The organism is Pseudoalteromonas sp. 2CM36K (assembly GCF_023161865.1).
In the GTDB taxonomy this organism is placed as follows: Bacteria; Pseudomonadota; Gammaproteobacteria; order Enterobacterales; family Alteromonadaceae; genus Pseudoalteromonas; species Pseudoalteromonas tetraodonis.
In genome coordinates this window covers 17928-44703 of record NZ_JALNTK010000004.1, presented here as the reverse complement: position 1 = coordinate 44703, position 26776 = coordinate 17928, and the positions used below count along the sequence as shown (strand labels likewise).

The 26776-nt window shown below is 40.3% G+C and carries 30 protein-coding genes and 2 pseudogenes; 15 read left to right on the top strand and 17 right to left on the bottom strand.

Going from position 1 to position 26776, the window contains the following annotated elements; translation table 11 throughout:
• Window positions 1–70: 70 nt before the first annotated feature.
• A complete protein-coding gene (locus MTN97_RS03420) occupies window positions 71–880 on the top strand; it encodes a glucosaminidase domain-containing protein (protein ID WP_036982462.1) in 810 nt (269 codons plus the stop codon).
• Window positions 873–1541, top strand: a complete 669-nt coding sequence (locus MTN97_RS03415; RefSeq protein ID WP_069439552.1) for a DUF2987 domain-containing protein — start codon at window positions 873–875, stop codon at window positions 1539–1541. Before MTN97_RS03420 ends, MTN97_RS03415 begins: the two co-directional genes overlap by 8 nt.
• Before the next feature lie 62 nt (window positions 1542–1603).
• Here MTN97_RS03415 and MTN97_RS03410 read toward each other — a convergent pair whose 3' ends face one another.
• Entirely contained in the window at window positions 1604–2782 is a 1179-nt protein-coding gene (locus MTN97_RS03410; RefSeq protein WP_248473691.1) for a GGDEF domain-containing protein, read from the bottom strand.
• 135 nt (window positions 2783–2917) lie between these two features.
• Window positions 2918–3808, bottom strand: a complete 891-nt coding sequence (locus MTN97_RS03405; RefSeq protein ID WP_248473690.1) for a TIGR01777 family oxidoreductase — start codon at window positions 3806–3808, stop codon at window positions 2918–2920.
• A gap of 433 nt (window positions 3809–4241) precedes the next feature.
• On the opposite strand from MTN97_RS03405, the gene MTN97_RS03400 reads away from it, so the two are divergent.
• A complete protein-coding gene (locus tag MTN97_RS03400) occupies window positions 4242–5285 on the top strand; it encodes an AI-2E family transporter (protein ID WP_248473689.1) in 1044 nt (347 codons plus the stop codon).
• 40 nt (window positions 5286–5325) lie between these two features.
• Here the strand turns inward: MTN97_RS03400 and MTN97_RS03395 are convergent.
• A pseudogene (locus tag MTN97_RS03395) lies at window positions 5326–6024 on the bottom strand (FAD-dependent oxidoreductase); the annotation flags it as partial.
• On the opposite strand from MTN97_RS03395, the pseudogene MTN97_RS03390 reads away from it, so the two are divergent.
• Window positions 5960–6290: pseudogene (locus MTN97_RS03390) on the top strand (VOC family protein). The pseudogenes MTN97_RS03395 and MTN97_RS03390 sit on opposite strands and share 65 nt — an antisense overlap.
• Window positions 6291–6419: 129 nt before the next feature.
• On the opposite strand, the gene MTN97_RS03385 reads toward MTN97_RS03390, so the two are convergent.
• From MTN97_RS03385 to MTN97_RS03365, 5 genes are all read right to left on the bottom strand, one after another.
• A complete protein-coding gene (locus MTN97_RS03385; RefSeq protein WP_036982467.1) occupies window positions 6420–6833 on the bottom strand; it encodes a hypothetical protein in 414 nt (137 codons plus the stop codon).
• A complete protein-coding gene (locus MTN97_RS03380; protein ID WP_028835133.1) occupies window positions 6820–8157 on the bottom strand; it encodes an ATP-binding protein in 1338 nt (445 codons plus the stop codon). Before MTN97_RS03380 ends, MTN97_RS03385 begins: the two co-directional genes overlap by 14 nt.
• Window positions 8151–8825, bottom strand: coding sequence for a response regulator transcription factor (locus MTN97_RS03375; protein ID WP_008109187.1), 675 nt, complete (start codon window positions 8823–8825; stop codon window positions 8151–8153). The genes MTN97_RS03380 and MTN97_RS03375 overlap by 7 nt, the downstream gene beginning before the upstream one ends.
• Before the next feature lie 3 nt (window positions 8826–8828).
• Window positions 8829–9089: a PepSY domain-containing protein gene (locus MTN97_RS03370; protein ID WP_036982469.1), complete on the bottom strand. Its 261-nt coding sequence runs from the start codon at window positions 9087–9089 to the stop codon at window positions 8829–8831.
• Window positions 9090–9250: 161 nt separating this feature from the next.
• Window positions 9251–9553 carry a YciI family protein gene (locus tag MTN97_RS03365; protein WP_016900387.1) on the bottom strand — a complete coding sequence of 101 codons (303 nt, stop codon included), beginning with the start codon at window positions 9551–9553 and terminating at the stop codon, window positions 9251–9253.
• Between the two features lie 188 nt (window positions 9554–9741).
• On the opposite strand from MTN97_RS03365, the gene MTN97_RS03360 reads away from it, so the two are divergent.
• Window positions 9742–11166: a sodium-dependent transporter gene (locus MTN97_RS03360; RefSeq protein WP_036982471.1), complete on the top strand. Its 1425-nt coding sequence runs from the start codon at window positions 9742–9744 to the stop codon at window positions 11164–11166.
• A gap of 53 nt (window positions 11167–11219) precedes the next feature.
• On the opposite strand, the gene MTN97_RS03355 is transcribed toward MTN97_RS03360, so the two are convergent.
• Complete coding sequence (locus MTN97_RS03355; protein WP_036982473.1) at window positions 11220–11861, bottom strand: CPBP family intramembrane glutamic endopeptidase; 642 nt, start codon at window positions 11859–11861, stop codon at window positions 11220–11222.
• 231 nt (window positions 11862–12092) lie between these two features.
• On the opposite strand from MTN97_RS03355, the gene MTN97_RS03350 reads away from it, so the two are divergent.
• Together MTN97_RS03350 and MTN97_RS03345 are read left to right on the top strand one after the other, a co-directional pair.
• Complete coding sequence (locus MTN97_RS03350) at window positions 12093–12362, top strand: HU family DNA-binding protein (RefSeq protein ID WP_036954530.1); 270 nt, start codon at window positions 12093–12095, stop codon at window positions 12360–12362.
• Window positions 12363–12583: 221 nt separating this feature from the next.
• Window positions 12584–13162, top strand: coding sequence for a type 1 glutamine amidotransferase domain-containing protein (locus MTN97_RS03345; RefSeq protein ID WP_248473688.1), 579 nt, complete (start codon window positions 12584–12586; stop codon window positions 13160–13162).
• 73 nt (window positions 13163–13235) lie between these two features.
• Here MTN97_RS03345 and trpA read toward each other — a convergent pair whose 3' ends face one another.
• From trpA to MTN97_RS03315, 6 genes are read right to left on the bottom strand one after another with little or no spacing between them, the layout of a single operon-like run.
• Window positions 13236–14057 (bottom strand): tryptophan synthase subunit alpha, encoded by an 822-nt coding sequence (gene trpA, locus MTN97_RS03340; protein WP_028835137.1) that lies wholly within the window; start codon window positions 14055–14057, stop codon window positions 13236–13238.
• Window positions 14054–15238 (bottom strand): tryptophan synthase subunit beta, encoded by a 1185-nt coding sequence (gene trpB / locus MTN97_RS03335; RefSeq protein ID WP_036983443.1) that lies wholly within the window; start codon window positions 15236–15238, stop codon window positions 14054–14056. The genes trpA and trpB overlap by 4 nt, the downstream gene beginning before the upstream one ends.
• Window positions 15239–15245: 7 nt before the next feature.
• A complete protein-coding gene (gene trpCF / locus MTN97_RS03330) occupies window positions 15246–16610 on the bottom strand; it encodes a bifunctional indole-3-glycerol-phosphate synthase TrpC/phosphoribosylanthranilate isomerase TrpF (protein ID WP_214551978.1) in 1365 nt (454 codons plus the stop codon).
• Window positions 16603–17640: an anthranilate phosphoribosyltransferase gene (gene trpD, locus MTN97_RS03325; RefSeq protein ID WP_028835139.1), complete on the bottom strand. Its 1038-nt coding sequence runs from the start codon at window positions 17638–17640 to the stop codon at window positions 16603–16605. The genes trpCF and trpD overlap by 8 nt, the downstream gene beginning before the upstream one ends.
• Window positions 17641–17650: 10 nt before the next feature.
• On the bottom strand, window positions 17651–18253 hold the full coding sequence (locus tag MTN97_RS03320) for an aminodeoxychorismate/anthranilate synthase component II (protein ID WP_013465081.1): 603 nt from the start codon (window positions 18251–18253) through the stop codon (window positions 17651–17653).
• A 1-nt stretch (window position 18254) separates the two neighbouring features.
• Window positions 18255–19823, bottom strand: a complete 1569-nt coding sequence (locus MTN97_RS03315) for an anthranilate synthase component 1 (protein WP_248473687.1) — start codon at window positions 19821–19823, stop codon at window positions 18255–18257.
• A 443-nt stretch (window positions 19824–20266) separates the two neighbouring features.
• Between MTN97_RS03315 and rnm the strand changes: the two genes are divergently transcribed.
• The 5 genes from rnm to MTN97_RS03290 all read left to right on the top strand — a co-directional run bounded on the left by rnm (window position 20267) and on the right by MTN97_RS03290 (window position 23865).
• The gene (gene rnm / locus MTN97_RS03310) at window positions 20267–21121 is read left to right on the top strand and encodes an RNase RNM (protein ID WP_248473686.1); all 855 of its coding nucleotides are present in this window, start codon (window positions 20267–20269) and stop codon (window positions 21119–21121) included.
• On the top strand, window positions 21118–21738 hold the full coding sequence (locus tag MTN97_RS03305; protein ID WP_013465078.1) for an L-threonylcarbamoyladenylate synthase: 621 nt from the start codon (window positions 21118–21120) through the stop codon (window positions 21736–21738). The genes rnm and MTN97_RS03305 overlap by 4 nt, the downstream gene beginning before the upstream one ends.
• A 2-nt stretch (window positions 21739–21740) precedes the next feature.
• Window positions 21741–22583, top strand: coding sequence for a ScpA family protein (locus tag MTN97_RS03300; protein WP_248473685.1), 843 nt, complete (start codon window positions 21741–21743; stop codon window positions 22581–22583).
• A gap of 147 nt (window positions 22584–22730) precedes the next feature.
• Window positions 22731–23282 carry a cytochrome b gene (locus tag MTN97_RS03295; protein WP_024603087.1) on the top strand — a complete coding sequence of 184 codons (552 nt, stop codon included), beginning with the start codon at window positions 22731–22733 and terminating at the stop codon, window positions 23280–23282.
• 1 nt (window position 23283) lies between these two features.
• Window positions 23284–23865 carry a YceI family protein gene (locus MTN97_RS03290; RefSeq protein ID WP_036982490.1) on the top strand — a complete coding sequence of 194 codons (582 nt, stop codon included), beginning with the start codon at window positions 23284–23286 and terminating at the stop codon, window positions 23863–23865.
• Between the two features lie 50 nt (window positions 23866–23915).
• On the opposite strand, the gene MTN97_RS03285 is transcribed toward MTN97_RS03290, so the two are convergent.
• Window positions 23916–24749, bottom strand: coding sequence for a transporter substrate-binding domain-containing protein (locus MTN97_RS03285; RefSeq protein WP_248473684.1), 834 nt, complete (start codon window positions 24747–24749; stop codon window positions 23916–23918).
• 122 nt (window positions 24750–24871) lie between these two features.
• Window positions 24872–25039, bottom strand: a complete 168-nt coding sequence (locus tag MTN97_RS03280) for a hypothetical protein (RefSeq protein WP_007375427.1) — start codon at window positions 25037–25039, stop codon at window positions 24872–24874.
• Window positions 25040–25452: 413 nt separating this feature from the next.
• Here MTN97_RS03280 and MTN97_RS03275 point away from each other — a divergent pair, with 413 nt between their 5' ends.
• The 3 genes from MTN97_RS03275 to MTN97_RS03265 are packed head-to-tail and all read left to right on the top strand — an operon-like array spanning window position 25453 to window position 26754.
• Window positions 25453–25860, top strand: a complete 408-nt coding sequence (locus MTN97_RS03275) for a hypothetical protein (RefSeq protein ID WP_248473683.1) — start codon at window positions 25453–25455, stop codon at window positions 25858–25860.
• Between the two features lie 19 nt (window positions 25861–25879).
• The gene (locus tag MTN97_RS03270; protein WP_248473682.1) at window positions 25880–26389 is read left to right on the top strand and encodes a hypothetical protein; all 510 of its coding nucleotides are present in this window, start codon (window positions 25880–25882) and stop codon (window positions 26387–26389) included.
• A gap of 20 nt (window positions 26390–26409) precedes the next feature.
• The gene (locus MTN97_RS03265) at window positions 26410–26754 is read left to right on the top strand and encodes an NAD(P)-binding protein (RefSeq protein ID WP_248473681.1); all 345 of its coding nucleotides are present in this window, start codon (window positions 26410–26412) and stop codon (window positions 26752–26754) included.
• Window positions 26755–26776 lie beyond the last annotated feature (22 nt).

Here is a 26776-nt window from a genome sequence, read left to right as displayed (position 1 = left end):
TTAGGTATAATGAGCGTTCGTATGTATGTGACTACACCATACATAACTTAGAGTTTAATTGAGATAATACATGTTAAAAACTATTTTTCAGTTGTTGTTAGCCGCCCTTGTTATTTGGGCACTTACTCATCCATTTATACAAACTGATGAGTTTGTTTCAGATGAACAAACACGTGCCGACGACATTAAAAAAGAAAAGAAGAAAGAAAAACCATTGCACAATGTTAAGTTGCCAAAATTCTCAGAATACACCGATGTAAAAGAGAAAAAGCATGCGTTTTTTAACTTCATTAAGCCTCATGTAGAAGCCGAAAACAAAAAGATTTTACAGCAACGTGCAAACATTGAAATTGCGCGCATGATGCTAGAACACGACGAGCCGTTAAGTAAAAAACAAGCGAGCGATATTAAAAAAATACTTAAATTATACCGCTTACCTGAAACCTTAGACACGCTTACACTAACTCAAGCGCTGCGCCGTGTAGATATTATTCCTAAAGAACTTGCGCTAATGCAAGCAGCTAATGAGTCGGCATGGGGTACCTCTCGCTTTGCCCAAATAGGCTTAAATTTTTTTGGCCAATGGTGCTACAAAAAAGGCTGTGGCATGGTGCCAAGAAGACGTAATAATGAAGCCGAGCATGAAGTGGCTGCATTTAAATCGGTTCGCGCTGCAGTAACGTCATATTTTAGAAATATTAATACACATAATGCTTATAAACAATTACGCAGTATACGTGAAGATTTACGCGCACAGCAAAAGCCAATTAAGGCGACTAAGCTAACCCTTGGGCTGATGTCCTACTCAGAGCGTGGTGAAGCGTACATTGAAGAGCTAAATACGATGATCAATCAAAACCGAGCGTACTTTGATGAATAAACCAGTATTAAAATTAGTGACGACTATAGCGACCTGTTTTTTATCAATAGCGGCAAATAACGCCTATGCCAAAGAGTTTGTTATGTCGTATGACGGTTTTTACGACCGGTTAAAAGTAGTAAACAAAGGTGATTTTCAATACGCCCGTGTAAACTTTTATATCAGCGATATTGGTACAAATGAGGTGTGTAGTATTAAAAGCGGCACTATCCTAACTGAAAAAAATGAGTACCCGCTTAATTACACCGACAAAGCGCAATTGTTATTACCGTATGATAAGCAGCTCGATACCGACAAAGCGGTGATTGTGGTTCAGCCTAAAAATCCGGTTCATGATTGTCAGTTAAAGCTTCAAATAGAGGCCAACGAGCTAGAAGGGCTAACCTTTTCAAAGCAATCATTATTAACCATTAATAATGAGCTTGAAGCGCTTTTAACAGATTTGTCGGGCTTTTTTGTTAGTAAACTAATGTGGTTTTTACTGCCTGAGCAAATAGGGGTGGTTGTTACTTTTAATGCGCCTAAACAATTTGATGATGAGCACATAACATGCGAAAAATCAGTGTGTTATTTTGAAGTAACAGACAACTGGCAAAACGACACCAAAGTATTGGCTGATATTAACGAGGTAGTTAAAGTAACACCTTGGATCAGTAAGTAATAAATTAATTGGTTTGATTATAAAGCGGGGTCAGGTTTGACCCCGCTTTTTTTATTACTAAATTAAATAATAGCAGTGGGGCTATTCATGAGTGCGCTTTTTTCATCATGAGTAACAACTTTATTGCGACCCGTTTCTTTGGCAAGATAAAGGCGTTTATCAGCTTGTAATAGCAGCGCTTGCATATTTAAATCGCGAATAAGTGCGCTACTTACTCCGGCACTAACAGACAGTGCAATGCTATTACCATTAAAATAAAAGGGATATTGATCAATACTTTTGCATAGCTTTTGGGCTAACTGCCTTGCTTGAGTAAGATTTTTTTGGTTAAGGAAAATAGCAAACTCTTCTCCGCCAATTCGAGCGGTAATGCCTGCTTCAAAAAACAATTCGTTAATATGTTGTGCAATCCACTTTATTGCTTCGTCGCCAATTTCATGGCCATATTGGTCGTTCACTTGTTTAAAAAGATCGATATCGAGCATAATTAACGACACTCTGCTGTCAAGCGGTGCAGTGTGGGTTATTTTTTTACACAGACGGAAAAAGCCTCGCCTGTTTAATAATTGTGTGAGCGGATCGTGATTCGCTAAGTTTATTAGTTTTGATTCTTCATTGGCAAAAGCAATAAACGGCAGAATTAATGCACTGGCTGTGGTTAAAAATAAATGCGAGACCAATAATAGTTGTAATCCCGCGGCTAAGTTCGCCTGACTAATTTGGCTAAAGTAGGGTAAAACAAGAAGTACAACTTGCAACAGCATTACTACACTGTGTAGTGAAAAGCAGGCAATTAGTAGTCGTTGCTGTACTTTAGCAACACTGGGGGTTTTGACCGTTAAATAGGCCGCGTAGCTAAATAATACGGCAGTAATAATACTGGTAATAATTTGCCCCGCATCAATGAGATACGCAGCAAGTAGCAATGTGCAACATATAGCACAGGCATAATATAAAGGCGTTAGCTTTACTGCAGGTACCGTGCTTTGTGGTATTAACCCTAAAATAAGCAGGAGTGGGGTTAAAATAATAAATAGGTAAGCAAAAAAGTAAGTTAAAAGTGGATAGTCAATCAGCCCTCTTGAACCAATTAGGGCAATTGCAGTTATAAACGAGCAGCAGGCAGTAGCAAAAAATAAAAAGCTAGGTTGTTTTTTATATGAATACACAGAAAAAAAGAACACCGCAATAAACAAGTTAAGAATAAAACAGAGGCTAATTAATGTGGGTAAATGAAGCATGTTTTAGTTGCTCTTTTAGCTGAATAAGAAATAACGCTTAACTCATTATTAGGTAGTAACACTAAAATAGCAAGGGAGTAAAAAGTATTAACTTTATACTCCCTCGCTACAATCTTAACCCTTTAAGACCTCTCGTTAAACTAAACTTTTTAATGCGGCATCGATTTCAGAAAAGTGAAAACGGTAATTATTTTCTAATGCTTTTTTAGGCACCACAAATTGGCCTGTTGTAAGTAGATCTGCCATTTCTCCCATTAAAACATTGAGCACAGCTGCAGGCATGGGCATAAAGGCAGGGCGTGACAATGCTTTACCCAATGATTGGCTAAATTGTTTATTGCTCACCGGATGCGGGGCAGTTGCATTTATAGCACCAGAGATATCTTGATTACGAATCAAAAATAAAATGAGCTGCACCATGTCATCAATGTGGATCCACGACATACCTTGCTCGCCATTGCCAATTGGCCCGCCTAAACAAAGCTTAAATGCAGGCAACATTTTTCCAAGTGCGCCGCCTTTTTTAGCCAGTACAATACCTGTGCGAAGTAAGCAAACACGAGTATCGTCAGACTCAGCTTTTAATGTAGCGAGTTCCCAATCTTTACAAAGTTGGTGACTAAATTCATCGTGTGGTTCTGTGTTGTTTTCATCAACTTGGGTTTTACCTTGGCGACCATAATAGCCTATTGCACTGCCTGAAATAAACGTATGTGGCGGTGTATGACATTGACTAATTGCATCACTTATGGCTTGGGTAATAATAATTCGGCTATCGCGTATTTTTGCTTTTTGTTTATCACTCCAGCGTTTATTAACGATAGGTTCGCCGGCTAAATTAATGACAATATCGACCGTATTAAAATCGACATCGTCTAAGCTGCTAATAGCATTTACTCTGTGGCCTAACAACACTTTAGCTTTGGTTGGGTTTCTACTTAGTACCGTAATGTCGTGATGGTGCAACAAGAAAGGGCAAAGGTGCCTACCAATTAAGCCCGTGGCGCCTGTAAAAAATATATGCATTGCAACTCCAAAATTATAAATAAAGCGGGATGTTTAAAATTTATACTCTCCAGCTCAACGATTTGCAAATTTATACGTACTAATCATTATTATGATCACCTAGGGTCTGTTGGTCTTTGCGGATTAATATTTGTTCAAACTAGGGGCGATTTAATCGCGGCGCGAGGTTTGTAACCTAGTGGGCTAAGTCAAAACCGAGCAACAAAGAGTAAATTGCCCCTAGACAGAACCCGAAGGGCAGCGCCTGTTTGGCATTAATGCTGCGTTATCGCCTATTTATGGGGAACAACCACACCACATAGGCTCTGCCTTGCCTTAATACCAAAAAGACGGCTGCAAATCTAATCTTGAAAGGCCAACAGACCCTTTAACATTTCATTCTATTGGGTTTTGCCTTACACTAAAGCCAAATAACAGTAATAGGATAAGAGTATTGGCAAGTTTAACTGGGGTAAATAAAAGCTTAATTATTTTTGCGGCGTTGGTCATTGTATTGGCGGGCATTAAAGCCGCAAGTGCTATTGTTATTCCGTTTATTTTGGCAGCATTCATCGCCATTATTTGTAGCCCACTCATTAATTTTTTTGCTCGCTACCGTATTCCAAAAGGCATAGCGGTTGTGCTTGTGGTGCTTATTATTATGGGCTTAGGTGTCAGCTTAGGCGGTTTAGTGGGGCAGTCGGTTAATGACTTTTCAAAGCAGTTACCTGAATACAAAGCACAGTTAAAAGAAGAATTTTTATGGCTGGTTGATATGGCGTCGCAATACAATATCTTAATTAATAAAGAACAAATTTTGTCTATGTTCGACCCCGGTAAAATGGTTGATGTTGCCACCAATATGTTAACCGGCTTAGGTAGCGTAATGGCCAATATGTTTTTAATTATTTTAACGGTTGTTTTTATGCTGTTTGAAGGGCCCATACTTGGTAAAAAAATACATTTAGCACTAGACGACCCCGACAGTAAAATTAAGCAAATTGACCGCTTTTTAGACTCTATCAACTCTTATTTGGCCATTAAAACCCTAGTAAGTTTAGCCACCGGTGTAATTGCTGGTTTTTACTTGTGGATACTCGATGTTGATTACTTTGTACTATGGGGCGTACTGGCATTTATGCTTAATTACATTCCTAACATTGGTTCAATCATAGCGGCTGTGCCAGCACTGTTACTGGCGCTTATTACTCAAGGTCCTTTAGTGGCAGGCCTCGTTGGCGCGGGTTATTTAACTATAAATACCGTAATGGGTAATATTGTAGAGCCAAAATACATGGGTAAAGGATTAGGGCTTTCTACGTTAGTGGTGTTTTTATCGTTAATATTTTGGGGCTGGTTATTAGGCTCTGTGGGTATGTTGTTATCAGTGCCGTTAACCATGATTGTAAAAATAGCGCTAGAAGCCAGTGATGAGGGGCGTTGGTTAGCAACCATGCTTGGCACAGGTGAAGAAACCGTCATTAAATCAGAAGACTAATACCTTACAAAGGCGTGCCTAAGCACGCCTTTGTAAGGTATTAAGTATTTATTAAATTAGCTAAGGCGCTATCTACGGCGTTTATAGCCCCCTCTAAATAGCCAGCCTCCTGTTGTGCAAACTCACTCCCCACAAAATGCACTGTCAGCTGTTTAAGTTGCTCGCTGAGCCCTGAAAAATTAAATTCAGGATGCTGCGATACACCTAGTTGGTCATCCTTGTTGGCCACAAATTCATCCTCAGCCCAATCTTTTATCGTGCAATCAGTGGCAGTATAAGCCTGCTCACCATAAAAATAGCCAAGCTGATCAAGGCAGGCTTGGCTTAATTGCTCGCGAGTTACTTGACTTCGCTGTAAGTAAGGCACGCCAATAAAGCCAAATAGAGGAGGATGAGCATGATCACTTGCTGAGGCATCATGTATTTCTACCAATGGGCCTACACGGCTAAAACATTGCCCAGATAAATTTTTATCTCGCCAAAAAGCGTGCTCAAAGGTGGCAACAAACTTTGCTTGGCCTGCCATCCACGTAGGCACCGACGCTAAACGCTGTGTTAAAACATTATCAGCCCATAAATGCGGAGTTAAATGCTGGCTGATCATACTAGGGGGTAACGCCAACAGTAACTGTTCGCAAGTAAAGTGCTGCGTACTCACTTGGTAATTAGCGCTTATATGCCAGCCGTTGGAGAGGTTTTTCACTTCGCTAAAAGCGTGTTCTAATTTAACGGTGTTTGGCTGGTCATTTGTAGATTATGGCCCAGAATATTGTAGTTTTACCGCACAAGGGGTTGATGGTGGTTTCTTTAAATCTGACTTGGTTGTTTCTACTAAAAAACGGAAGCCCGTTAATTGTGTTATACAGTAATGACCTTGAAGTGACTCAAAATAAAATTGAAAAAGCTGGAGGCAAAGTAATTAAGCCTACATTTTCATTTCCCGGTGGTAGACGATTTCACTTCAGCGATCCTAATGGAAATGAATTTGCGGTATGGTCAGAGTAATCACATTGCAAACTATATAACTACAAAAATGCAGTCTTTAAGGCTGCAGTTCCCAAAACACCAATAAACTATTCACTTAATTACCAAATCAAACCAAACCTAAGCACACATCGCTTACCTATAAACTAATTAAAGCCCCATTTTAAGCTGCTGAATAAACTGCTCGGTCATTGCTATTTCACACTCTTTGTAGGTAACAACGGCTTGTTGTGCATTAGGTTGTTTTAGCATGTAGCGCCATTGGCAGCTTCTTTGAATGTAGTTGTCTTTTGCGTTAATACTTAGTTTAAATAATGACAAAATTTGGGTGTTGCCGGTTTCGCTTTCTAATGCCGATAGTTCAAAGGTACGCTTTTGGATCCAGCTATCTTGTTCTTGCTGTACTGTATTTAATTTGGCATCTAAACATTGTGTATATGCTTTGATTTGTTCGGGTAGGGCGTTCTTTTCAAGTGTGCATTCTTGCGGCGCTGCAACGCTTGGAACAGCCCAAGCAAATAACAAGGCTAGAGTAAAACAAAGGATATACTTACTTTTTTTCATGGTAATTAAACTCGAGAATAAATTTTGCGCCGCCCAAACGTTGCGACTGAGAAATAGTTAACAACCCGTGATACGACTTCACCAAGTCAGATACAATCGCCATGCCAACACCATGGCCACTCTCGTAAGTATCAAGGCGAGTACCGCGTTGAAGCAATGACTCGCGTTTATCTGGTTGAATACCGGGGCCGTCATCACAAATACTAATGCTGAGCGTTTTAGCTTGTGAAACGTCAATACTTACTTGGGATCGACAGGCTTTGCAGGCATTATCTATTAAGTTACCTAATAACTCCATTAAATCGGTTTTATCGCCTAAAAAGTAATCTTTATCACTCACTTTGCAATTAAATATGATGTCTTTATCGCGATAAACCTTACCCATTGCACTTAAGATAGAGTCGATAACCGGTTTGATGGGGGTTTGCTTTTTCCATGTATCGGAAGCCCCAGTAGCAGCACGTTTTAATTGGTGCTCGATCATCACATTAATTCTGTCGAGTTGTTCTTGTGCGTCGGCATCGTTGGCCAGTGGGCTTGATTTTAATACCGCCAACGGCGTTTTAAGTGCATGTGCTAAATCGCTGAGTGAGGCGCGGTAGCGCTCTTTTTGGCGTTGCTGCGACTCTAACAATAGGTTGAGGTCGGCTTTTATTGTTTGTAGCTCAACGGGGTATAAGCCTTTAATTTCTTGAATATCACCCGATTCAATGGCTTTTATTTCTTTATCTAGGCGCTGCAGCGGCCTTGCACTCCAAATAAAACCAATAGCCATTAACCCTGCAATGGCAATCCCCATTATAAACATCCAATCGACTAAGGTTTGTTTAAACCCGTCCATTAAACGCAGTAGGGCATCGTTGCGTTTTAGTAAAATAAATCGTGCTTGTTCTGATTGGTCAATATTATTAAGAATGACCGTTAAGCTTAACTGCCAATAGGCGGTGTTGTTATAAACCACGCGTCTAAAATCTGCGGCACCGGCTTTGGGCTCTATATACTGAGGTACAAAATTAACGTTAACCGCAGACTCAGAATGCCAAATAGGCACATCGTCACGGTAAATCATGGCATAAGTATCAGAATTTAAGTTGTTGAGTTCGGGCGTTAAGATAGAGCTGGGCATGATAATACCGCGCTCTGTAAAATCAACCTCGGAGATGAGTGAGTACAGGTGCGCTTCGAGGTTTTTTTCGGTGGCATCAACAAGTGACGCGTAATACGCCTTACCTATGGAGTAAAACAAAATAGGTAAGGCGACTAATAAAACAAAGACAAGGATAAATCCTTGCCTTATTTTTAACGAAATCTGCGGTGCTACCACTGGCTTTTAAGCCTGTAACCACGCCCACGCAGCGTTTCTACTGGGTTAAGCACACCGTCTGGGTCGAGCTTTTTACGTAAACGCAGTACAAACACTTCAATGACGTTTGAATCAAGATCGAAATCTTGGTCATAAATATGCTCTGTTAACTCAGACTTTGAAATTACTTTTTGCGGGTTAACCATTAAGTATTCAAGTACTTTATACTCGTATGCGGTTAAGCTCAGCTCTTTGTCATTTACCCACACTTGTTGTGAACGCGTATGAATTTTAATAGGGCCGGCTGTCATTTCTGGGTTTGCTTTACCTGCACTTCGACGAATAAGCGCATTACAGCGAGCAATGAGTTCTTCAACATGAAATGGCTTAGTAAGATAGTCGTCAGCGCCGGCATCTAGGCCTTCAACTTTGTCTTGCCAGCGATCGCGTGCCGTTAAGATTAAAATAGGGATAGTGATGCCTTGGGCACGGGCTTTGTTAATAAGCTCAATGCCGTCTATTTTAGGCAGACCTAAATCAACCACCGCCATGTCTAAAGGGTATTCTGTTATATGAAAAAGGCCCGCTTCGCCATCGTGACATAAATCAACACTGTAACGCTCTTTTTCTAATGCATTGCGCAGATTGTCTGCCAAATGTAGATCATCTTCTATTACTAAAATTCGCATTGGTTAATCCTTTTTCACTTCGCCAGTTTTTTTGTTTATCTTCAAATCGACGACGTGGCCGTCAGCTTTTAAAATTCGTACTGTATAAAATTGTGTTTCTTCAGAGATTTTTAATGTTGTACCGTCTGTGGTTTGTTTTGCAAGTATTACTGCTTTCTTTTTGCTTATCTCAATTTTATCGGGTGTGCTGTTAGTATTATTTGCATGGGCAAAACTAGCCAAACAAAAAACAGCGATTAAATTGAGTGTTAATAATACACGCATTACGAAACTCCTAGAACATACCTGCTTAGCCTAAAAACTAAGCCACTAAAATTTAAATACTCTACTGGGTATTTAAATTTTATAAGACAAAGTCTAATTAAAAATGAGTGAACAAACCCTGAATTACTGGTTGCAGTTAAACAGGGGATCCCACATTGATATTAAGCAGGGAACACTTTTTTGAATGGCTTAACGATTGAGTTTTCATATACGCCACCCGCAACATAAGGATCATCTGCGGCCCATTCTCTGGCATCTTCTAAAGAGTTAAATTCAGCAATCACTAAAGAGCCAGTAAAGCCTGCATCTTGAGGGTCTTCACTATCAACCGCTGGAAGGGGGCCGGCTGTTAATAGTCGGCCTTCGTTTTCTAGCGTTTGTAAACGTGCTAAATGAGCAGGGCGAGCGGCTTTTCTGTGCTCTAAGCTGTTCTGGACGTCCGTTGAATAAATCATATACAACATAAAAATACTCTCAAAATTTGTTAAATTTAATTAACTGCATACTAGCATAGCGTTGATAATTGGTGAATTAAAAGTGTTTATGGCGATGTTTACAGCAAGAATGTTTTTTTACGCGGTAATTGCTTGAAAAGCGTTGTGTAACACTGGTAGAGTCCCTTGGATAAAATAAATAATAACAAGGTTATTACATGAGTGAAAATAGAGAGCACTTTAGCTCCCGCTTAGGATTTATATTAGCAGCGGCGGGTTCTGCTGTGGGCATTGGTAACTTAGTAGGCTTTCCAGTTTCTGCGACTAAGAATGGCGGTGGTGCATTTTTGCTCGTCTATGCTTTGTTCGTCGCATTCATTTGTTTACCCGTCATGATGGCCGAAATGGCTATGGGTCGCCACGCACAAAAAGATCCTCTTGGTGCATACAAGGCGTTAGCCAATAACGACAAAAAATGGAAGTTTGCTGGCTTTTTAGCCGTGTTAACGCCATTTATGATTGCCGTTTTTTACATGGTGATCACAGTGTGGATTTTTGGTTACTTAAGCCAAACCGCATTTGGTAATTTGGATAAGTTGGCAAACCCTGGGCACTTTGATGAGTTTATTAATAGCTACACGGTGTTTGGTTACATGGCACTGGTTGTGGTGATTGTTAACTTAATATTGGTCGGTGGCGTAAAAGATGGCATAGAAAAAGCGGCTAAATTTTTGATGCCGGCGTTATTTGTCATGCTTATTATATTAGTGGGTTACGTACTCACCCTTGATAACGCAATGGCGGGTGTAAAGTACTATATCATTCCTGATTTTAGTAAAATGAATGCCAGTGTTCTTAATGGCGCATTGAGCCAAGCGTTTTTCTCGTTGTCGTTAGGTATGGGTATTTTAATTACGTATGCCTCTTACATTTCTAAAAAAGATGACATTGTGGGTAGTGCGAAAATGGTTGCCATTACCGACTCATTAGTTGCCTTTGTTGCAGGCTTAATGGTGTTACCGGCTATTTTTAGCTTTGACCCAAATACCGATCCAACAAAGTTATCTGACTCGTCAGTTTCAATGATTTTTGTGTACTTACCAAAAATATTATTAGCGTTACAACACGATATTGGCTACTTTGGTGCCTCTGCCGTGGCGTTTATTTTCTTTTTGCTGGTATTTTTTGCCGCAATTACATCATTGGTATCGATTGTCGAAGTGCCGACTGCCACACTAAGTGACCGTAAAGGTATTAGCCGTAAAAAAGCGCTAGGCATACTTACCTTATCAACCGGTGTGTTAACCATTATGTGTATTATGTCGTTTGGTATGATTGACAGCCTCACAACCCTTACTAGCTACGGCAGTGGTAACAAGAGCTTTTTTGATATTGTATATGACGTGTTCTACGACACTATTTTACCACTCAATGGTTTAATGGTGTGTTTGTTTGTAATGTATAAATGGAAGAAGGTTCGTTTAAGTGAAGAGCTAAGACAAGGTTCGCCTAATTATGCGAATAGCTTTATGGAAAAGTACGTTAACTTTTCACTGCAAACGTTTATTCCAGCGATTTTACTGCTTATTTTTGTAAACACCGTTGCGACCAAGTTTTTTAATATCAGTATTTTTGGTTTTTAATTAAACTTAATTTAATCAAGCCGCGCTTGTCGCGGCTTTTTTGTTGCGGTTAGTTAATTCAGTGCACCCGAATCTAAGTAGTCACCAATCCCTAGGGTAAACATCCAAATACCCCATAAGCTGTGCTCAATAACACAGGCAAAAGTTGAGCGGCTTTGCGCGTAGGTATAGGCAAATAGTAAGCCACCGACAAACGCTAAACTAACAGCTATCCAATTGGCGTATATAATATGTGCCAATGCGAATACACTGGCACTAATAATAATGCGCAACCATTTACTGGGCATAATGCGCTTATAGCGATGAAAAAAATACGTTCTAAATATTAACTCTTGCGGGATCACCGACAACAAAGGGTAGAGCAGCAATAGCATCAGCCAATCGGTGAGGTTTTCACGCGGTAAAGTAAACCAGTGTCCTTGGTAGAGTAGGTTATAAAACACCCCTGAAAATAATGCGCCAATAAAGAAAAAGCTAAACATGCGGCGCTTCACAGCAGAAAAGTGCCCCATACTGGTTAATCTAATGCGCTTAAAGTGAATGTCGTTTAGCAGCAGCATACAGCACACACTCATTAAAATGATCAGTGCTGGAATAAGCCAGTTAGATAAATACTGGCGAATATTAAAGCCAATTAAAGGCAGGATGATAAAAATAAAGGTAAATTCAAACCAGCGGTATTGATTAGCGTTCACGTTTGCTCACGGTGATTTTTATTTCACTTTAGCAAGCGATTAAGTCATCTTTATGACTATAAAACAGCCAAGCTGATTATATTTAACGCCACTCATTACCCCTTATGCACTTTGGGCTTGGTTAAGGTTGACTTACCCCCTTGTAACCCTTAGCCTGCCTGCTTTTATTTTTACATCATTGTATTGCCACGCTAGTTGGCTAAAGCCAGCGCGTGTATTTAGGAGCAAAAAATGAATAAGGCAGAACTTGTTACAGCCATGGCACACACGAGCGAGTTAACAAAAAAAGACGCACAAGCAGCGTTAACCAGCTTACAAAAGGTGATTACCAAATCATTGTCTGAAGGCGATCAGGTACAAATATCTGGTTTTGGCACTTTTGCATTAAGTTACTACCCAGCCCGTACAGGTCGTAATCCACAAACCGGCGAAGCAATAGAAATAGAAGGGGCTAATAAAGCCGTATTTAAGCCAGCCAAAGCGTTAAAAGACAGCCTTTAATTGTCAATGCCTGTAAGGGAGTTTTGTTATTCAAACAAAGCATGTACCTTGCAGGCTATTTTTATTATTCCTAAGTGGTCGTGTAGTATCTGCAACCACTGTAAATAATTTACATAGCACTCTAATCTCCTTATATAAAACGCCAATATTATCAGTATGTTATTTTTGGTATGTGGTATGCAAACTGCTCTGTGTATCAAAAATAAGATAAGGAGTATTTAATGAGTAATTTACATAGCAGCACCCGTTTACAAGGTAAAAAAATTGCCATTTTAGCCACCGATGGATTTGAACAAAGCGAGCTACTTTCGCCGCAAAGCGCATTACTAAAGGCGGGCGCCGATATAGAGGTGGTGTCTATTAAAGAAGGGCAGATCACTGGTTGGAATAAAGATAATTGGGGTGAAAAAGTAACCGTTGATAAATTAGCATCAGATGCCAATGCCGCTGACTATGATGCACTTTTATTGCCAGGTGGTTTGTTTAATCCCGATAGCTTACGTCAAAATAAAGATGCCAAAGCGTTTGTTGATGGCTTTTTTGGAGCTAAGAGAAACAAACCCGTGGCCGCTATTTGCCACGCGCCGTGGTTATTAGCTGAAATTAATAAGCTCAGAGATAAAAAAGTGACTTCTTTCCCTAGTATTAAAAGCGATTTAATTAACGCCGGAGCTCATTGGGTAGATCAAGAGGTGTGTGTTGATAACGGCTTAGTCACTAGCCGCAGCCCTGAAGATTTAGATGCATTTAATGCAAAATTTATTGAAGAAATACTTGAAGGTAAGCACCAAGCGCATTAGCTGTGGGCTTTTAAATAGAAAAGGGCATATTACATGCCCTTTTTTATTGATAATGATAAAACACAGCTTGCTATTAAAGTGCAGTAGCGGCTTTCATATCGCTTACAAATGTTTTTAGCTGCGTGGTCATTGCATCTAAATCATCTAAGTTTGCTTCAATAATTTTTACCACAGCAGAGCCCGAAATAGCCCCCGCAGCACCGGCTTTAAGTGCCGCTTTTACATCTTCAGGCGTTGAAATACCAAAGCCTAATAATGCAGGTGCACTGTGGTACTCTTGTAAGCGCGTAACCACATGGGTTGCTGGCATTTGTGCTTTGGTGTCTGTACCTGTTACCCCAGCACGAGAAAGCAAGTAGGTGTAGCCACGGCCGTATGATGCACATTCACGCAGGGTATCGTCACTGGCGTTCGGTGTAGCGATAAAAATCGGGTCGATACCATTGGCCATGGCGGCTTTTCTAAACATTTTAGACTCATGTAATGGCACATCAGCCACTAAAATAGAGTCAACACCCACTGCTTTTGCATCGGTGTAAAACTTTTCTAAGCCACGTTTAAATATTAAGTTTGAATACAATAACAAACCAATTGGAATGTCGGCGTTATATTCACGGATCTCTTTAATAATATCAAAACAGTCTTGCGTATTAATATGCACGTTTAAGGCACGAATATTGGCTTTTTGAATGACAGGGCCATCGGCAATCGGGTCGGAAAAAGGAATACCTAATTCAAGCCCGTCAGCACCGCCGTCAATTAAGCTTTTAATAATTTCGATGCTTTGCGCTTTACCTGGATCGCCAATGGTCACAAACGGTACAAAAGCACCCTGGTTTTGCTCTTTAAGCGCGGCAAACATTTGTCCATAACGGTCAGTTTTTACGTGGCTCATAGTTGACCTTCCTCTGATAATACCTTGTGTACGTGGGCTAAGTCTTTGTCGCCACGACCACTTAAATTAATAACAATGATACTGTCTTGCGTTTGCTCTTCTGCATATTCGAGGGCATAGGCTAGCGCATGACTTGATTCAAGCGCAGGAATAATCCCTTCGTGTTTAGCTAATGCTTGAAAGGCATCAAGTGCTTTGGTGTCGGTAATACCGACATATTGAGCACGGCCAGTTTCGTGCAAAAAGGCATGTTGAGGGCCAACTGCGGGGTAATCTAGTCCCGCCGATACAGAGTAAGACTCTTCAATTTGGCCATCTGTATTTTGCATAATATAAGTGTAAGTACCGTGCAAAATACCTTTTGTTCCTTTACAGATAGTTGCGCCATGTTCGTGCGTGTCTAACCCTTTACCTGCAGGTTCAACGCCAATGAGTTTAACGCTTGGCTCATCAATAAAATCGCTAAACATACCAATTGCGTTAGACCCACCACCTACACACGCAATAACCGCATCAGGCAAACGGCCTTCGGCTTTAAGTACTTGTTGTTTTGCTTCTTCACCAATAATTTTTTGATATTCACGTACAATAGTCGGGAATGGGTGAGGACCCGCTGCAGTACCTAAAAGGTAATGAGCCTCTTGATAATTGGCAGACCAATCACGCAGTGCCTCGTTAACCGCATCTTTTAATGTACCCGAGCCTGCGGTTACCGGAATAACTTCAGCGCCCATTAGCTTCATTCTAAATACATTTGGTTGTTGGCGTTCAACATCTTTTGCACCCATATAAATGCGGCATTTTAGTCCAAGTAACGCACAGGCAAGTGCCGTTGCAACGCCGTGCTGGCCGGCGCCTGTTTCAGCAATCACTTCTTTTTTACCCATACGTTTGGTAAGTAGTGCTTGGCCTAAAACTTGGTTTGTTTTGTGCGCACCACCGTGGAGTAAATCTTCACGCTTTAAGTACAGTTTTACTTTTGGGTTTTTAACTAAGTTACGCGTTAAAGTAAGCGGGGTAGGACGACCCGCATACTCGTTGAGTAATTTACTTAGCTCTGCCTGAAATTCAGGATCTTTTTGTGCTTTATTAAATTCGTTTTCTAACTGCTTAAGCGCAGGGACAAGCAGTTGGGGTACAAACATACCGCCAAACTCGCCAAAATAAGCTGGATTTTGCATTTTAACCTCAATAATTTCTGATACTTGTAAAAGCATGATGTAGTTTGTTTGCACACTTTTTACCTGGAGACTCTTCAACACCTGAATTTAAATCAAGCCCAAGAGCACCTTGAAAAAGTGCATCGCTAATATTGTCTGGGTTTAAGCCGCCAGCAAGCATAAATGGGGTCGTGGCATCGCGAAGTACCGACCAATCAAATGTTTTGCCTGTGCCGCCAGCCTGTGAATCACTGTGGGTGTCGTATAAATGGCGATCGGCTCCTGTAATCGGTTGTGGTAAAGCATCTTTGATGGCCTGTGCTTTCCATATTTCACAATGACGTGGTAGTTCATTACGTAAGGATGCAATGTAATGTTCATCTTCTTGGCCATGTAATTGAACAGCAGACAGTTTTAGTTGTTTAGCGTGCTCAGCAACCTCTGCTATGGCGGCATTAACAAACACCCCAACAAATTTTAAAGGGGCACTTTGGCTGATTTCTTTGGCGCAATCTAAATCGACAAAGCGCGGTGATTTTGGATAAAAAATTAATCCGCCATAAAGGGCACCGTTGTCGTAAGCCGCAATGGCATCTTGATTACGGGTTAATCCACAGACTTTGTTTTCGCCTAGGATTACGCGGCGGCACGCTTGTAATAAATCAGCCTCAGCCATTAATGAGCTGCCAATTAAGAATCCATTACATAAAGGCGCTAAACGTTTTACATCTTGATGGGTATAAATACCTGACTCTGAAATAACCACTTTATCGTTAGGAATAAGTTTACGTAGTCGTTCGGTTGTGGCTAAGTCGGTGCTTAAATCGCGCAAGTCACGATTATTAATACCTATTATTTGTGCATTGAGTGCCAGTGCACGATGCACTTCTTCTTCGTTACTCACCTCAGTTAGTACCGACATATTTAACGAATCGGCGACGGCATGCAGTGCTTTATACTGCTTATCGTCAAGCACTGATAGCATCAGTAAAATAGCATCACCACCATAAATACGTGCCATATAGACTTGGTATTCATCAATAAAAAAGTCTTTACAAATAAGTGGCTGCTCTACTTGGCTGCGCACAAACTCAAGGTAATCAAAGCTACCCTGAAAGTACTTTTCGTCAGTTAATACACTCATACAAGTGGCATACTGCTTATACGCTTGGGTGATTTCTGTTAAATCAAACGGCTGACGAATTAACCCTTTAGAAGGCGATGCCTTTTTGCACTCTAAAATAAACTGCGTGCCAGGTGCCGCTAACGCTTGATAAAAGCTACGTGTGGTGGGTTTAGCTTGATGCTTAAAGCTCTCAAGTGGGCGCGCTGCTTTGCGTTCAATGAGTTCTATTTTTTTATCGGCAATAATTTTGTCTAATACATTAGCCATGACTTACCTCAATAATTGCATTTAGTGTGTCCATGGCCTTGCCTGAACGTAATAATGAGTGTGTTATTTGTGCACCTTGTTTTAACGATTGTGCTTGGCCAGTTAAGTACAGCAATGCAGCAACGTTAACAATAATAGCGGCGTTATGTGCCTCGCTACCTTTGCCCTGTAAAATGGCAAGGCTGGCGTTTGCATTGTATTGTGGGCCTTCACCGGCTAATTGTTCAAGTGAATAGTTTGCAAGGTCAAAATCACTAGGATTGAGTGTGTATTGGGTGATTTTGCCGTTATCCAGCTCAACAACCTGTGTTGGGCCATGCAAGGCGATTTCGTCGGTGCCAGAGCCGTGAACTATCATAGCGCGCTTAGTGCCCAGAGTATGAAGAGTTTGCGCCATAGGTAGGCACAAAGATTCATCGTATACCCCCAGTAATTGAACATCTGGGGCCGCGGGATTAGCTAGCGGCCCAAGAATATTAAAAATAGTACGAGTTTTTAAGGTGGTTCGTACATTCATCGCATGGCGCACGCCGCTGTGATAGTGCGGTGCAAATAAAAAGGTAAAATTTGTATGTTCAAGGCATTTAGCCGCTTGCGTGGGAGTCATATCAATATTGATCCCCAAGGCTTTGAGTAAATCAGCAGACCCTGAGTTACTCGATACACTGCGATTGCCATGTTTTACCATATTAACACCGGCAGCGGCTGCCACAATTGCCGCGGTTGTACTGATATTAATAGTGTTCGAACCATCGCCACCGGTACCACAGCTATCGGCAAGTTGAGTTTTATTGGTTATAAATGCCACGGCGTTTTCACGCATTGAGGCCGCGGCACCGGCGATTTCATCGCTTATTTCACCTTTCATTTTAAGGCTAATTAACAGTGCAGAGAGCTCAATATCGCTCATATTCCCTTGCATTATTTGATCAAAAAGTGTTTTTGCTTGTGCATAGCTCAATGATTGCTTGGCAATAACGTGCTCAATAGCCTGTTGAACATTAAGCGAGTTTTGTAATTGTGTAGTCATAATGTTCCCTTTATTTGGCACGCGTTAAATAGGCAACGCTTTGCTGCAGCAGCATAGCGCCATTGGGCGTTAAAATAGATTCTGGGTGGAATTGATAACCCAGCGCAGTGTCTTGATGATGATAAATAGCCATTGGAATATCTTGATACTTTGCAATAACCGCTAAGTTATCAGGTACTTTTGTGGCCATTAATGAGTGATAACGCGCCACTGGCATAGTGCTGCCCATTCCGTTAAACACCGGGTGATCGTCTAACTCAATAATTGATGATTTACCATGTACGGTTTCACCAGCATGACCGATTACTCCGCCATAACTTTGTGTTAGTGCTTGTTGGCCTAAACAAATGCCTAGCATTGGAAATTTACCTTTGCACAAGCTAATTAATTCCATTAGGCAGCCCGCATCACTGGGTGCCCCTGGACCTGGCGATAAAACCAGTAATACCTGCTTGTGCTCTGCCTGCATTTTGTTGAATATTACTTCAGCGCTAATGTTATTTCTGTAAACAACTAACTCAGCACCTAGCATTGTTAGTTCATCAACAAGGTTATAGCTAAATGAGTCAAAGTTATCTAAAAAGTAAATTTTAATAGGGTGTGCTTCACTCATTTTATACAGCCTCATATGTCGATTTAATCGCGGTGATCACTGCCTGTGCTTTAGCGCGGGTTTCGTTAGCCTCTGACATTGGGTCTGAATCAAACACAACCCCAGCGCCAGCTTGCACATAAGCAATATTATTTTTAACAAAGGCTGCACGAATAACAATACAGCTGTCCATTGCACCATCACCAGTTAAATAGCCAACTGCGCCGCCATAACTGCCGCGGCGCTTTCCTTCGGTTTGGCGCACAAGCTCTGCAGCTCTTACCTTTGGCGCGCCCACTAATGTGCCCATGTTCATACAGGCTTGATAAGCATGTAGGGCATCTAGTTCGGGTTTTAATTTCCCCACCACGCGCGACACTAAGTGCATTACTTGTGAGTAACGGTCTACTTTTAATAGCTCTTTGGCATGGCGCGTACCCGGCATGCTAATGCGCGCCACATCATTACGCGCTAAATCAACCAGCATTAAATGCTCTGCACGTTCTTTTTGATCGTTTCTAAGCTCAAGCTCAATACGGCTATCTAAATCAGGGTTGATTTGTCCATTAGCAAATTTGCCGCGAGGGCGTGTGCCGGCAATCGGATAAACCTCGACCTGTTGGGATTTAACTTCGTATTTAAGCGCGGACTCAGGAGATGCGCCAAATAATGAGAAATCTTCATCGCGCATATAAAACATGTACGGACTAGGGTTTTGTTTTTTTAGCTGGCTGTAGGCATGTAAAGAGTCAGGACAGGGTAGTGAGAAGGTACGAGAGGGCACCACTTGAAAAATATCGCCATCGACTATGTGTTGCTTGAGCTTAATTACTTGCTGGCAGTATTGCTCATCACTAATATCAACACTCACTGGGCAGTCGCCAGTTTGGCTTGGTGCGCTGAAATCAGCAGCATGGTCGCATAATGTATTCAAGCGCTCTAATTGTTTGCCTACTTCAAAGCAGTTTGCATGTACATCAGGGCCATTAAATACGTTACCAATTAATTCCGTTGTTTGTTTTTGATGATCAATAACAACCAGAGTTTCTGCTAAATAAAAAACATAGTCTGGACAGGTGTTTTCCCCGTCGGGTACATCGGTTAGCTGTTCAAAATTAGCCACCATGTCGTAGGCAAATACACCGCCTAAAAACACCGAGAATGGATTGTTAGTGGTACTTTTAATGCTGTTTAAACAGGTGCGTAATGCGCTAAAAGCGTTATCTGCAATCAGCTTACTGGCTTGGTCTATTGTGTCATCTGTTGGGTGATACGCCAGTGTTAGTGTGGTATCGGATAACTGTGATGCGCAGTTTTTTACATTAGCTTGTAAATAACTGAGTAACTGCTGCCCGTTATTTGATTGTGCTGTTACGCTCACTTGATTGCCTTGGCAGACAATACGCAGTGCACAATCAACGAGTATTAAGCTTTTTACGCTATCTTTAGAATCTATCTCTGCAGATTCAAGTAATAGTGAGTTAGGTTTATCAAGTGTGGCATACAATGCAAGTGGGCTACTTATGTAGTCTCGTACTTGCGTTATGCTGGTCACTTCACCTGGTGTTGTTGTTATATGACTAAAAATCAAACCTCATCCCCTAAAAAATAAAACCCCGCAATGCTAAGCAGTGCGGGGTTTGAATAACGATGTCTAAATTATAGATAGACCATTACCGTCCCGCTATGCCAGGCGCCACCACCAATGATGTGTAAGAGTGTTTACGTTATTCATGTTTTTAATTCCTGTTAATCTTGTATTGCAAAATTTAGTGATAAAAAAACCCGCATGGTAGCGGGTTAGAATTTTTTGATTAGACACGACAATTCATCACCCTTGATTTTAAGAGTGCCACCACCAAATGATGTTGTGAATTGTATTTTTCATTGTTGTTAATTCATTAATGTCTAAAAGTGGCTACAGTAAAACGTATCAACTGCTTTTGTGTCAAGTGTTTATTTAAAACAATTTAGTTAAAAAACTTGTTATACTGAGTAAAACACCGTTAAACCCTAAATTTAAGTAGTTTTCATTTGATAAAATACGACCTACATAGCCACACCACGCACTCAGACGGCCATTTAACCGTTGAGGAATTATTAGCGCGAGCAGTCGACAAAAATATTGATGTATTTGCTATTACCGATCACGATACGGTGGCTGCTATTGAACCTGCACAGGCTTTTATCAAACGTGAAAACTTGCCGCTTAAACTTATTAACGGGGTTGAAATATCAACCAAGTGGGAAAGTTTTGAAATTCATATTGTTGGACTAAATATTGATACCAACGATAGTACCTTGCATACATTACTGAGCGAGCAGCAGCAAAAACGCGAAACCCGCGCAATAGAGATTGGCCATCGACTAAATAAAAACGGATTCGATGGTATTTACCAACAAGCTCGCGAGCTGGCCGAAAATGCACAAATTACCCGTGCTCACTTTGCCAGAGCATTGATTGAGCGTGGTGTAGCTAAAAACTTTCCTGGGGTATTTAAAAAGTATTTAGGGCGAGGTAAAACCGGTTACGTGCCAAGTAATTGGTGTAATATGCAAACAGCTATTGCGGCGATTCATGCCGCAGGTGGGGTGGCCGTTTTAGCGCACCCAAGTAGCTATAAAATGTCGAACAAGTGGCTACGTAAATTGTTAGTGGAATTTAAATCAGTAGGCGGAGATGCAATGGAAGTTGCGCAGCCGCAGCAGGCGCCAAGTGAACGTCAGTTTTTAGGGCTATTGAGCCAAGAATACGAGCTACTTTGCTCACAAGGCTCTGATTTTCATTTTCCGACTAGCTATTTAGAACTTGGAAAAAATTTATACTTACCTAAAGATTGCCAAGGGGTTTGGCAAACATGGGAAAAGCACGAAGGAGTTGCATTATGAGTCAATTATTTCATATACATCCAGATAATCCACAGCCTAGATTAATTTCTCAAGCTGTTGATATTATTAAACAAGGCGGCGTAGTTGTGTATCCTACAGATTCAGGATACGCGATAGGCTGTAATTTAGGTAATAAGCAAGCTAAAGAGCGCATTGAACGTATTCGTGGTATTGAAAAACATCACAATTTTACTTTGGTATGCCGTGATTTATCTGAGCTGTCTACTTATGCGCGTGTTGATAACCAAATGTTTAGGCTTATTAAAAATAATACCCCAGGGCCTTACACGTTTATTTTTAAAGGTACAAAAGAAGTGCCTAAGCGGTTATTAAACGACAAGAAAAAAACCATAGGCATACGTGTTATAGAGCACCCAATAGCGTGTGCTTTATTAGCTGAGCTGGGTGAGCCCTTAATGTCGTGCTCACTTATTTTACCAGGCGAAGAGTTTACTCAAGCTGATCCCGATGACATTTTAGAGCGCCTTGATAAACATGTGGACTTAATTATTCATGGTGGGTATTTACCTGAGCAGGCGACCACAGTGATTGATTTATCAGAAGATGATATTCAAATTCTTCGTGTTGGTTGCGGTGATACAACGCCATTTGAATAACAATGAAACAGTCTGAGACGCTATCATCAACGCCAACACCTGATATGCCAGTGCAGCAAAAGCTCCCTCTGGCTTTTTTACATGGTAAAGCCGTTGTTGATAAACCCGAAGATTTATATATCCCGCCTGATGCGCTTGAAGTTATTTTAGAAACCTTTGAAGGGCCTTTGGATCTGCTGCTTTATCTAATTAAAAAGCATAAGCTAGATGTTCTTGAGTTGTCTATTTTTAGCATTACTGAGCAGTATGTAAAATATGTAGAAATGATGAGCGAGTTCCAGCTAGAACTCGCGGGTGAATATTTAGTAATGGCGGCATTGCTGGCCCAAATTAAATCTAGGCTGTTACTGCCTGTTCATGAAGAGTTAGAAGAAGAAGACGATCCCCGCGCCGAACTTATAAAACGCTTACAAGAGTACGAACAATTTAAAAAAGCGGCCGAAAATATAGACAGCCTACCTCGTGTTGGCCGCGATATCTTTATAGCGCAGGCAAGCGTGCCAGAGCTAGCAGAAAAAAACCAGCCATTACCTGACCTTGCCATTAAAGACTTATTGTTGGCTTTAAGTGATGTGATGGCGCGTGCAAAAACATTCGAGCATCATTTAATTAGCGCTGAAAGCCTTTCAACGCGTGAGCGCATGAGCTTGATTTTAAATACCTTATCCCAATCAAAAGCGCCGGTTGCGTTTACTCAACTATTTACCTTTGAAGAGGGACGCAGTGGGGTTGTTGTTAGTTTTATCGCTATGTTAGAACTAATAAAAGAGGGCCTGATTGCCTGCTTACAGGTTGAACCTGATAGCCAAATATACGTGTCTCTTAACGAGTCAGCTGCTAGCTAATTCCTTCTCAACGTTATTTGCAATTATACTAACCTTATACCATTTACTGTGCGTATACGCACGATAAGTGTTTACATATGCTATTTTAATCACCACTAAATCATTATATCGTAGTGTTATTACTAAATAAGAGATTGGCAGTAGGGAATGTTTAAAAACTCAAAAACCAGCTATGGCGTGGTGGCTATATTTTTACACTGGCTAATGGCGCTGACCGTGTTTGGTCTGTTTGGTTTAGGTTTATATATGGTTGAGCTGACTTATTATGATAGTTGGTATAAAGGATCATTAGACCTACACAAAAGCATTGGCCTTAGCTTGGCAGCGGTTTTTGTTTTTAGGCTGTTATGGCGACACTTTAGTGTTAAACCAAGTCCGATTGGCAGTAACAAGCAGTTAAATCAATTAGCCCAAACAGCACATATTTTAATGTATCTGTTTTTACTGATCATTATGGTGTCAGGGTATTTAATTTCGACGGCTGATGGACGACCCATAGAAGTATTTGGCTTTTTTTATGTAAAAGCTATCGACTTTGCGTTTGATTCTCAGGCTGATATAGCTGGGCAAATCCATTTCTATAGCGCATGCTTATTAATTGGATTTGTAGTATTGCACGTGTTAGGTGCGCTAAAACATCACTTTATCGATAAAGATAAAACATTAATTAGAATGATCACATTACAAAAGGATGATTAAAATGAAAAAATTATTTTTAACTTCAGCGTTATCAGCAGCGATGTTTATGACAGCGACCACTGCGAATGCCGCAGATTATGTTATTGACACAAAAGGTGCGCATGCTTTTGTAAACTTTAAGATTAAACATTTAGGCTATAGCTGGCTGCACGGGCGTTTTAATTCCTTTGACGGCAAATTTAACTACGATGCTAAAAATCCAAATGCGTCTCAAATTAGTGTAAATATTGATACGGCAAGCCTAGATTCAAATCACGCAGAACGTGATAAACATTTACGTGGTAGTGACTTTTTAAATGTAAGCAAATACCCACAGGCAAGCTTTAAGAGTACAGCGATTAAGTTTGACGAAGACGGTGAAGAAGCCACAGTAACCGGTGACTTTACTCTACACGGTGTTACGAAGACAATTACCTTTGAAATAGATAAAATTGGTGAAGGTAAAGATCCATGGGGTGGTTACCGTGTTGGTTTTGAAGGAGAAACTAGCTTAAAACTGGCCGACTACGGTATTGACTATAACTTAGGCCCAGCATCTACCCATGTTGATATTGGTTTATTTATTGAAGGTATTCGCCAGTAAGACTATTTTAAAAAAGCTAAGCGCTAATTAGTAACACGCTTAGCTTTTTATTATTGTAAATGCGCTTCTAATTTGGGTTTGAAATGACTTGGTAACCACCGAGTTAATATCTGTTTATAGTCTTCAGTCTGCTTAATCAGTTTGAGTTGTTGATTAAGCGTAGCAATATCCTCTGCACCTTGCTCGTTTTTAGTACAGCCAATGTAACCATAACTTATTTCTGGTGCTTCAGTGAGCACCCGCTGGGTTAAATTATCAGTAAAGCCCATTGTTTTTGCTAAATAATAATGTTCACTTGGGTAACCTAATAAAATATCAATTCTTTTAAGGTTAAGCATATATGTTAACGTACTGAGGGTATCGCGGGTTGGCCGAATGACCAGATTTATACCGGGTGTGGTGTTGATTATTTTATCAATTTCACTGCCATAGGAGCGATTCATAGGTACACCTAAGGTAAGCTTTTTATTAACTAATAAATTGGTTAATGACACCGGTTTTGCGTCTTCAATCTCAAGCGCACTACTTAGCTTGGTATGCATGGCAATCGATGGCGAAAGCCCTGCTGTAGAGCTTTGATGTGTGAAATAAACACGCTCTTCGCGGTATTTATTCTTATAGAGCGACAAAGCACAGGCATTAGACTGCAGGTTTGCGAGTTCCTGAATCACTTTACCTGAGGGGATGATCACTTTTTCAAAGGTAATATGCGGCAGCTGTTGTTCTAAAAGCGAAATAATACTTTCGTCACGACCTTGGGATTTGTTGGGCCCGCTTATAATGTAGTAGGGCGCAAAATCATGTGTTAACCATTTTATTGTTCTGGCATTACACTTTGTGCTTAAAAATACACAGACTAACAGTATTAACCACGAAAACCGCATTGGCACTACAACGAATAAATAAACAAGGATTTAAGTGTAGTCAATAATACACCAAAAAGTAAAATGCCAGCTTCACGCTGGCATTTAGATTTATTTATAAGTGTTTAACTTATCAATGATAATTAGCTGGCTTTGAGCCACTTTACAAATTGACGTGCATCACTTGCTTTTTGAAACAATGCATTTTTCAAACCTTGTGTATCGCTAAAGATTACACGATGTTTGTTAACCGAAATTGATTGCACTGGATGTGCTATTTGGATCATAGATCCGTTATATTTGTATGACATAATAAAACTCACTTTATTTTTGTTATTTATTCTGGGCTTTTTCTTAAAGCACATTACAGATGATAAATAATCACATTGTGTTTAGCTTCATTACAGTGTTGACGATCTTTATGACACTTTTACGATGATATTAAAAATAAATCATCAAGGTATTAATAGGGGTTCTCGCCGTACAATAACTTAGCTTTTGAATATACGTTTTGCGGGGCTTACTGGATCAGGGTAAAGAGGTTAACCGCTAGGGCTTTTTATAGCCAAGCAGCGATGTTACTTCACAATATTTTACTTTGCAAGCAATTTATTAAAATACTTTGAATCGAGTGGAATTCGCATATAGCCATAAATATTAATTTGCAAAGGTCAACAGACCAGAATATATCTGACTATACTCAGTTTTTAACTGAGGGGGTCAAATGAGCTCACTATCTACGCCATATCAACATTTTTTATCTAATCCAATAGCAAAGCCGCCTTGTCGTATGCACATTGCGACTATGTATGGTTTTTTTGCTGAGATAGAATTAGCTAAATCACAAAGATATATTGATTCAACGCTAAACGTAGGCGTTAAAGGGAATATTCGTTTTAAAATACTTGGCGAGTTTGCACTTATTACATTTACAGATATTGAAAAAATAGTCTCAATGACACCGCCTTTCGAACAGCATTGTTGGATGCAAGAAACAGATATTATCATTTGGTTGCCTATCGCTAAAGTTGAAGATGAGGATATAACCTACCTATATTTGTATCCTGCATTTATCTGCGTTAATAACATTTATGCACTCATTAATGGTCGCGAAACGTGGGGCTATAATTAAATACTTATGTGATTACATTATGCCCGAGTGTGTAACTGAGCTTTCGAATTTTTCACTATCTTTAGAATGCATTGATCATTTTTCGACTGAATCAAAGCTACAAATGCATGAGCTATTTACAATTACAATAAATTCTCAGGGGCACGAAAATGATTTTTTCTCTGTCCTAGATGATTTTGGTGAGCAAGTAGCAAATTTGTTTTCTCGTAAACAGTTAGGCATTGATTTGTCATTATTAAAGCAGCTATTGAGTGGGTTTGTTAATCCACAAATGGATCAAATATTGTTTAAGCAATTTCTCGATGGCAGTAGTGATTCAGCGGTATACCAAAGCGTAATGCACTCACCCTCTATGATTAAAAAAATACATCATTTTAAATTTTTGAAACCTGAGTTTACTTCACATCTTAATAAATTAGATAGTTTCCCCCTTGCCGATATGTTTGGTCTGAAGTTAGGTAGTCAAACGCTGCACTTACCATTTTATGTTCAAATGGATTTTGACCAGTTAGCCACAACTAAAATTTAAATTGCTTAGAAGGATTTATCATGGGCCAAGAAAAAATTGTGATAATTGGTGGTGTATTGGCTATGACTGCTGCACTGTATTTAACTGAGCAGCGTGATTGGCAACAGCATCGAACTATTACTGTATACCAACAAGGTTGGCGTTTAGGTGGTAAAGGCGCAAGTGGTCGTAATGCGGCTCGTGGGCAGCGTATTGAAGAGCATGGCTTACATGTTTGGTTTGGTGCTTATGTAAATAGTTTTAAAACAATAGAAACGGTTTACACTAAGTTACAACGCCCAGTCGATTCACCTTTATCTACATGGCAAAAAGCATTAAAGCCGCATAGTTTTATAGCACTAGAAGAATATATTAATGATCAATAGCAAACATGGCCAATAGATTTCC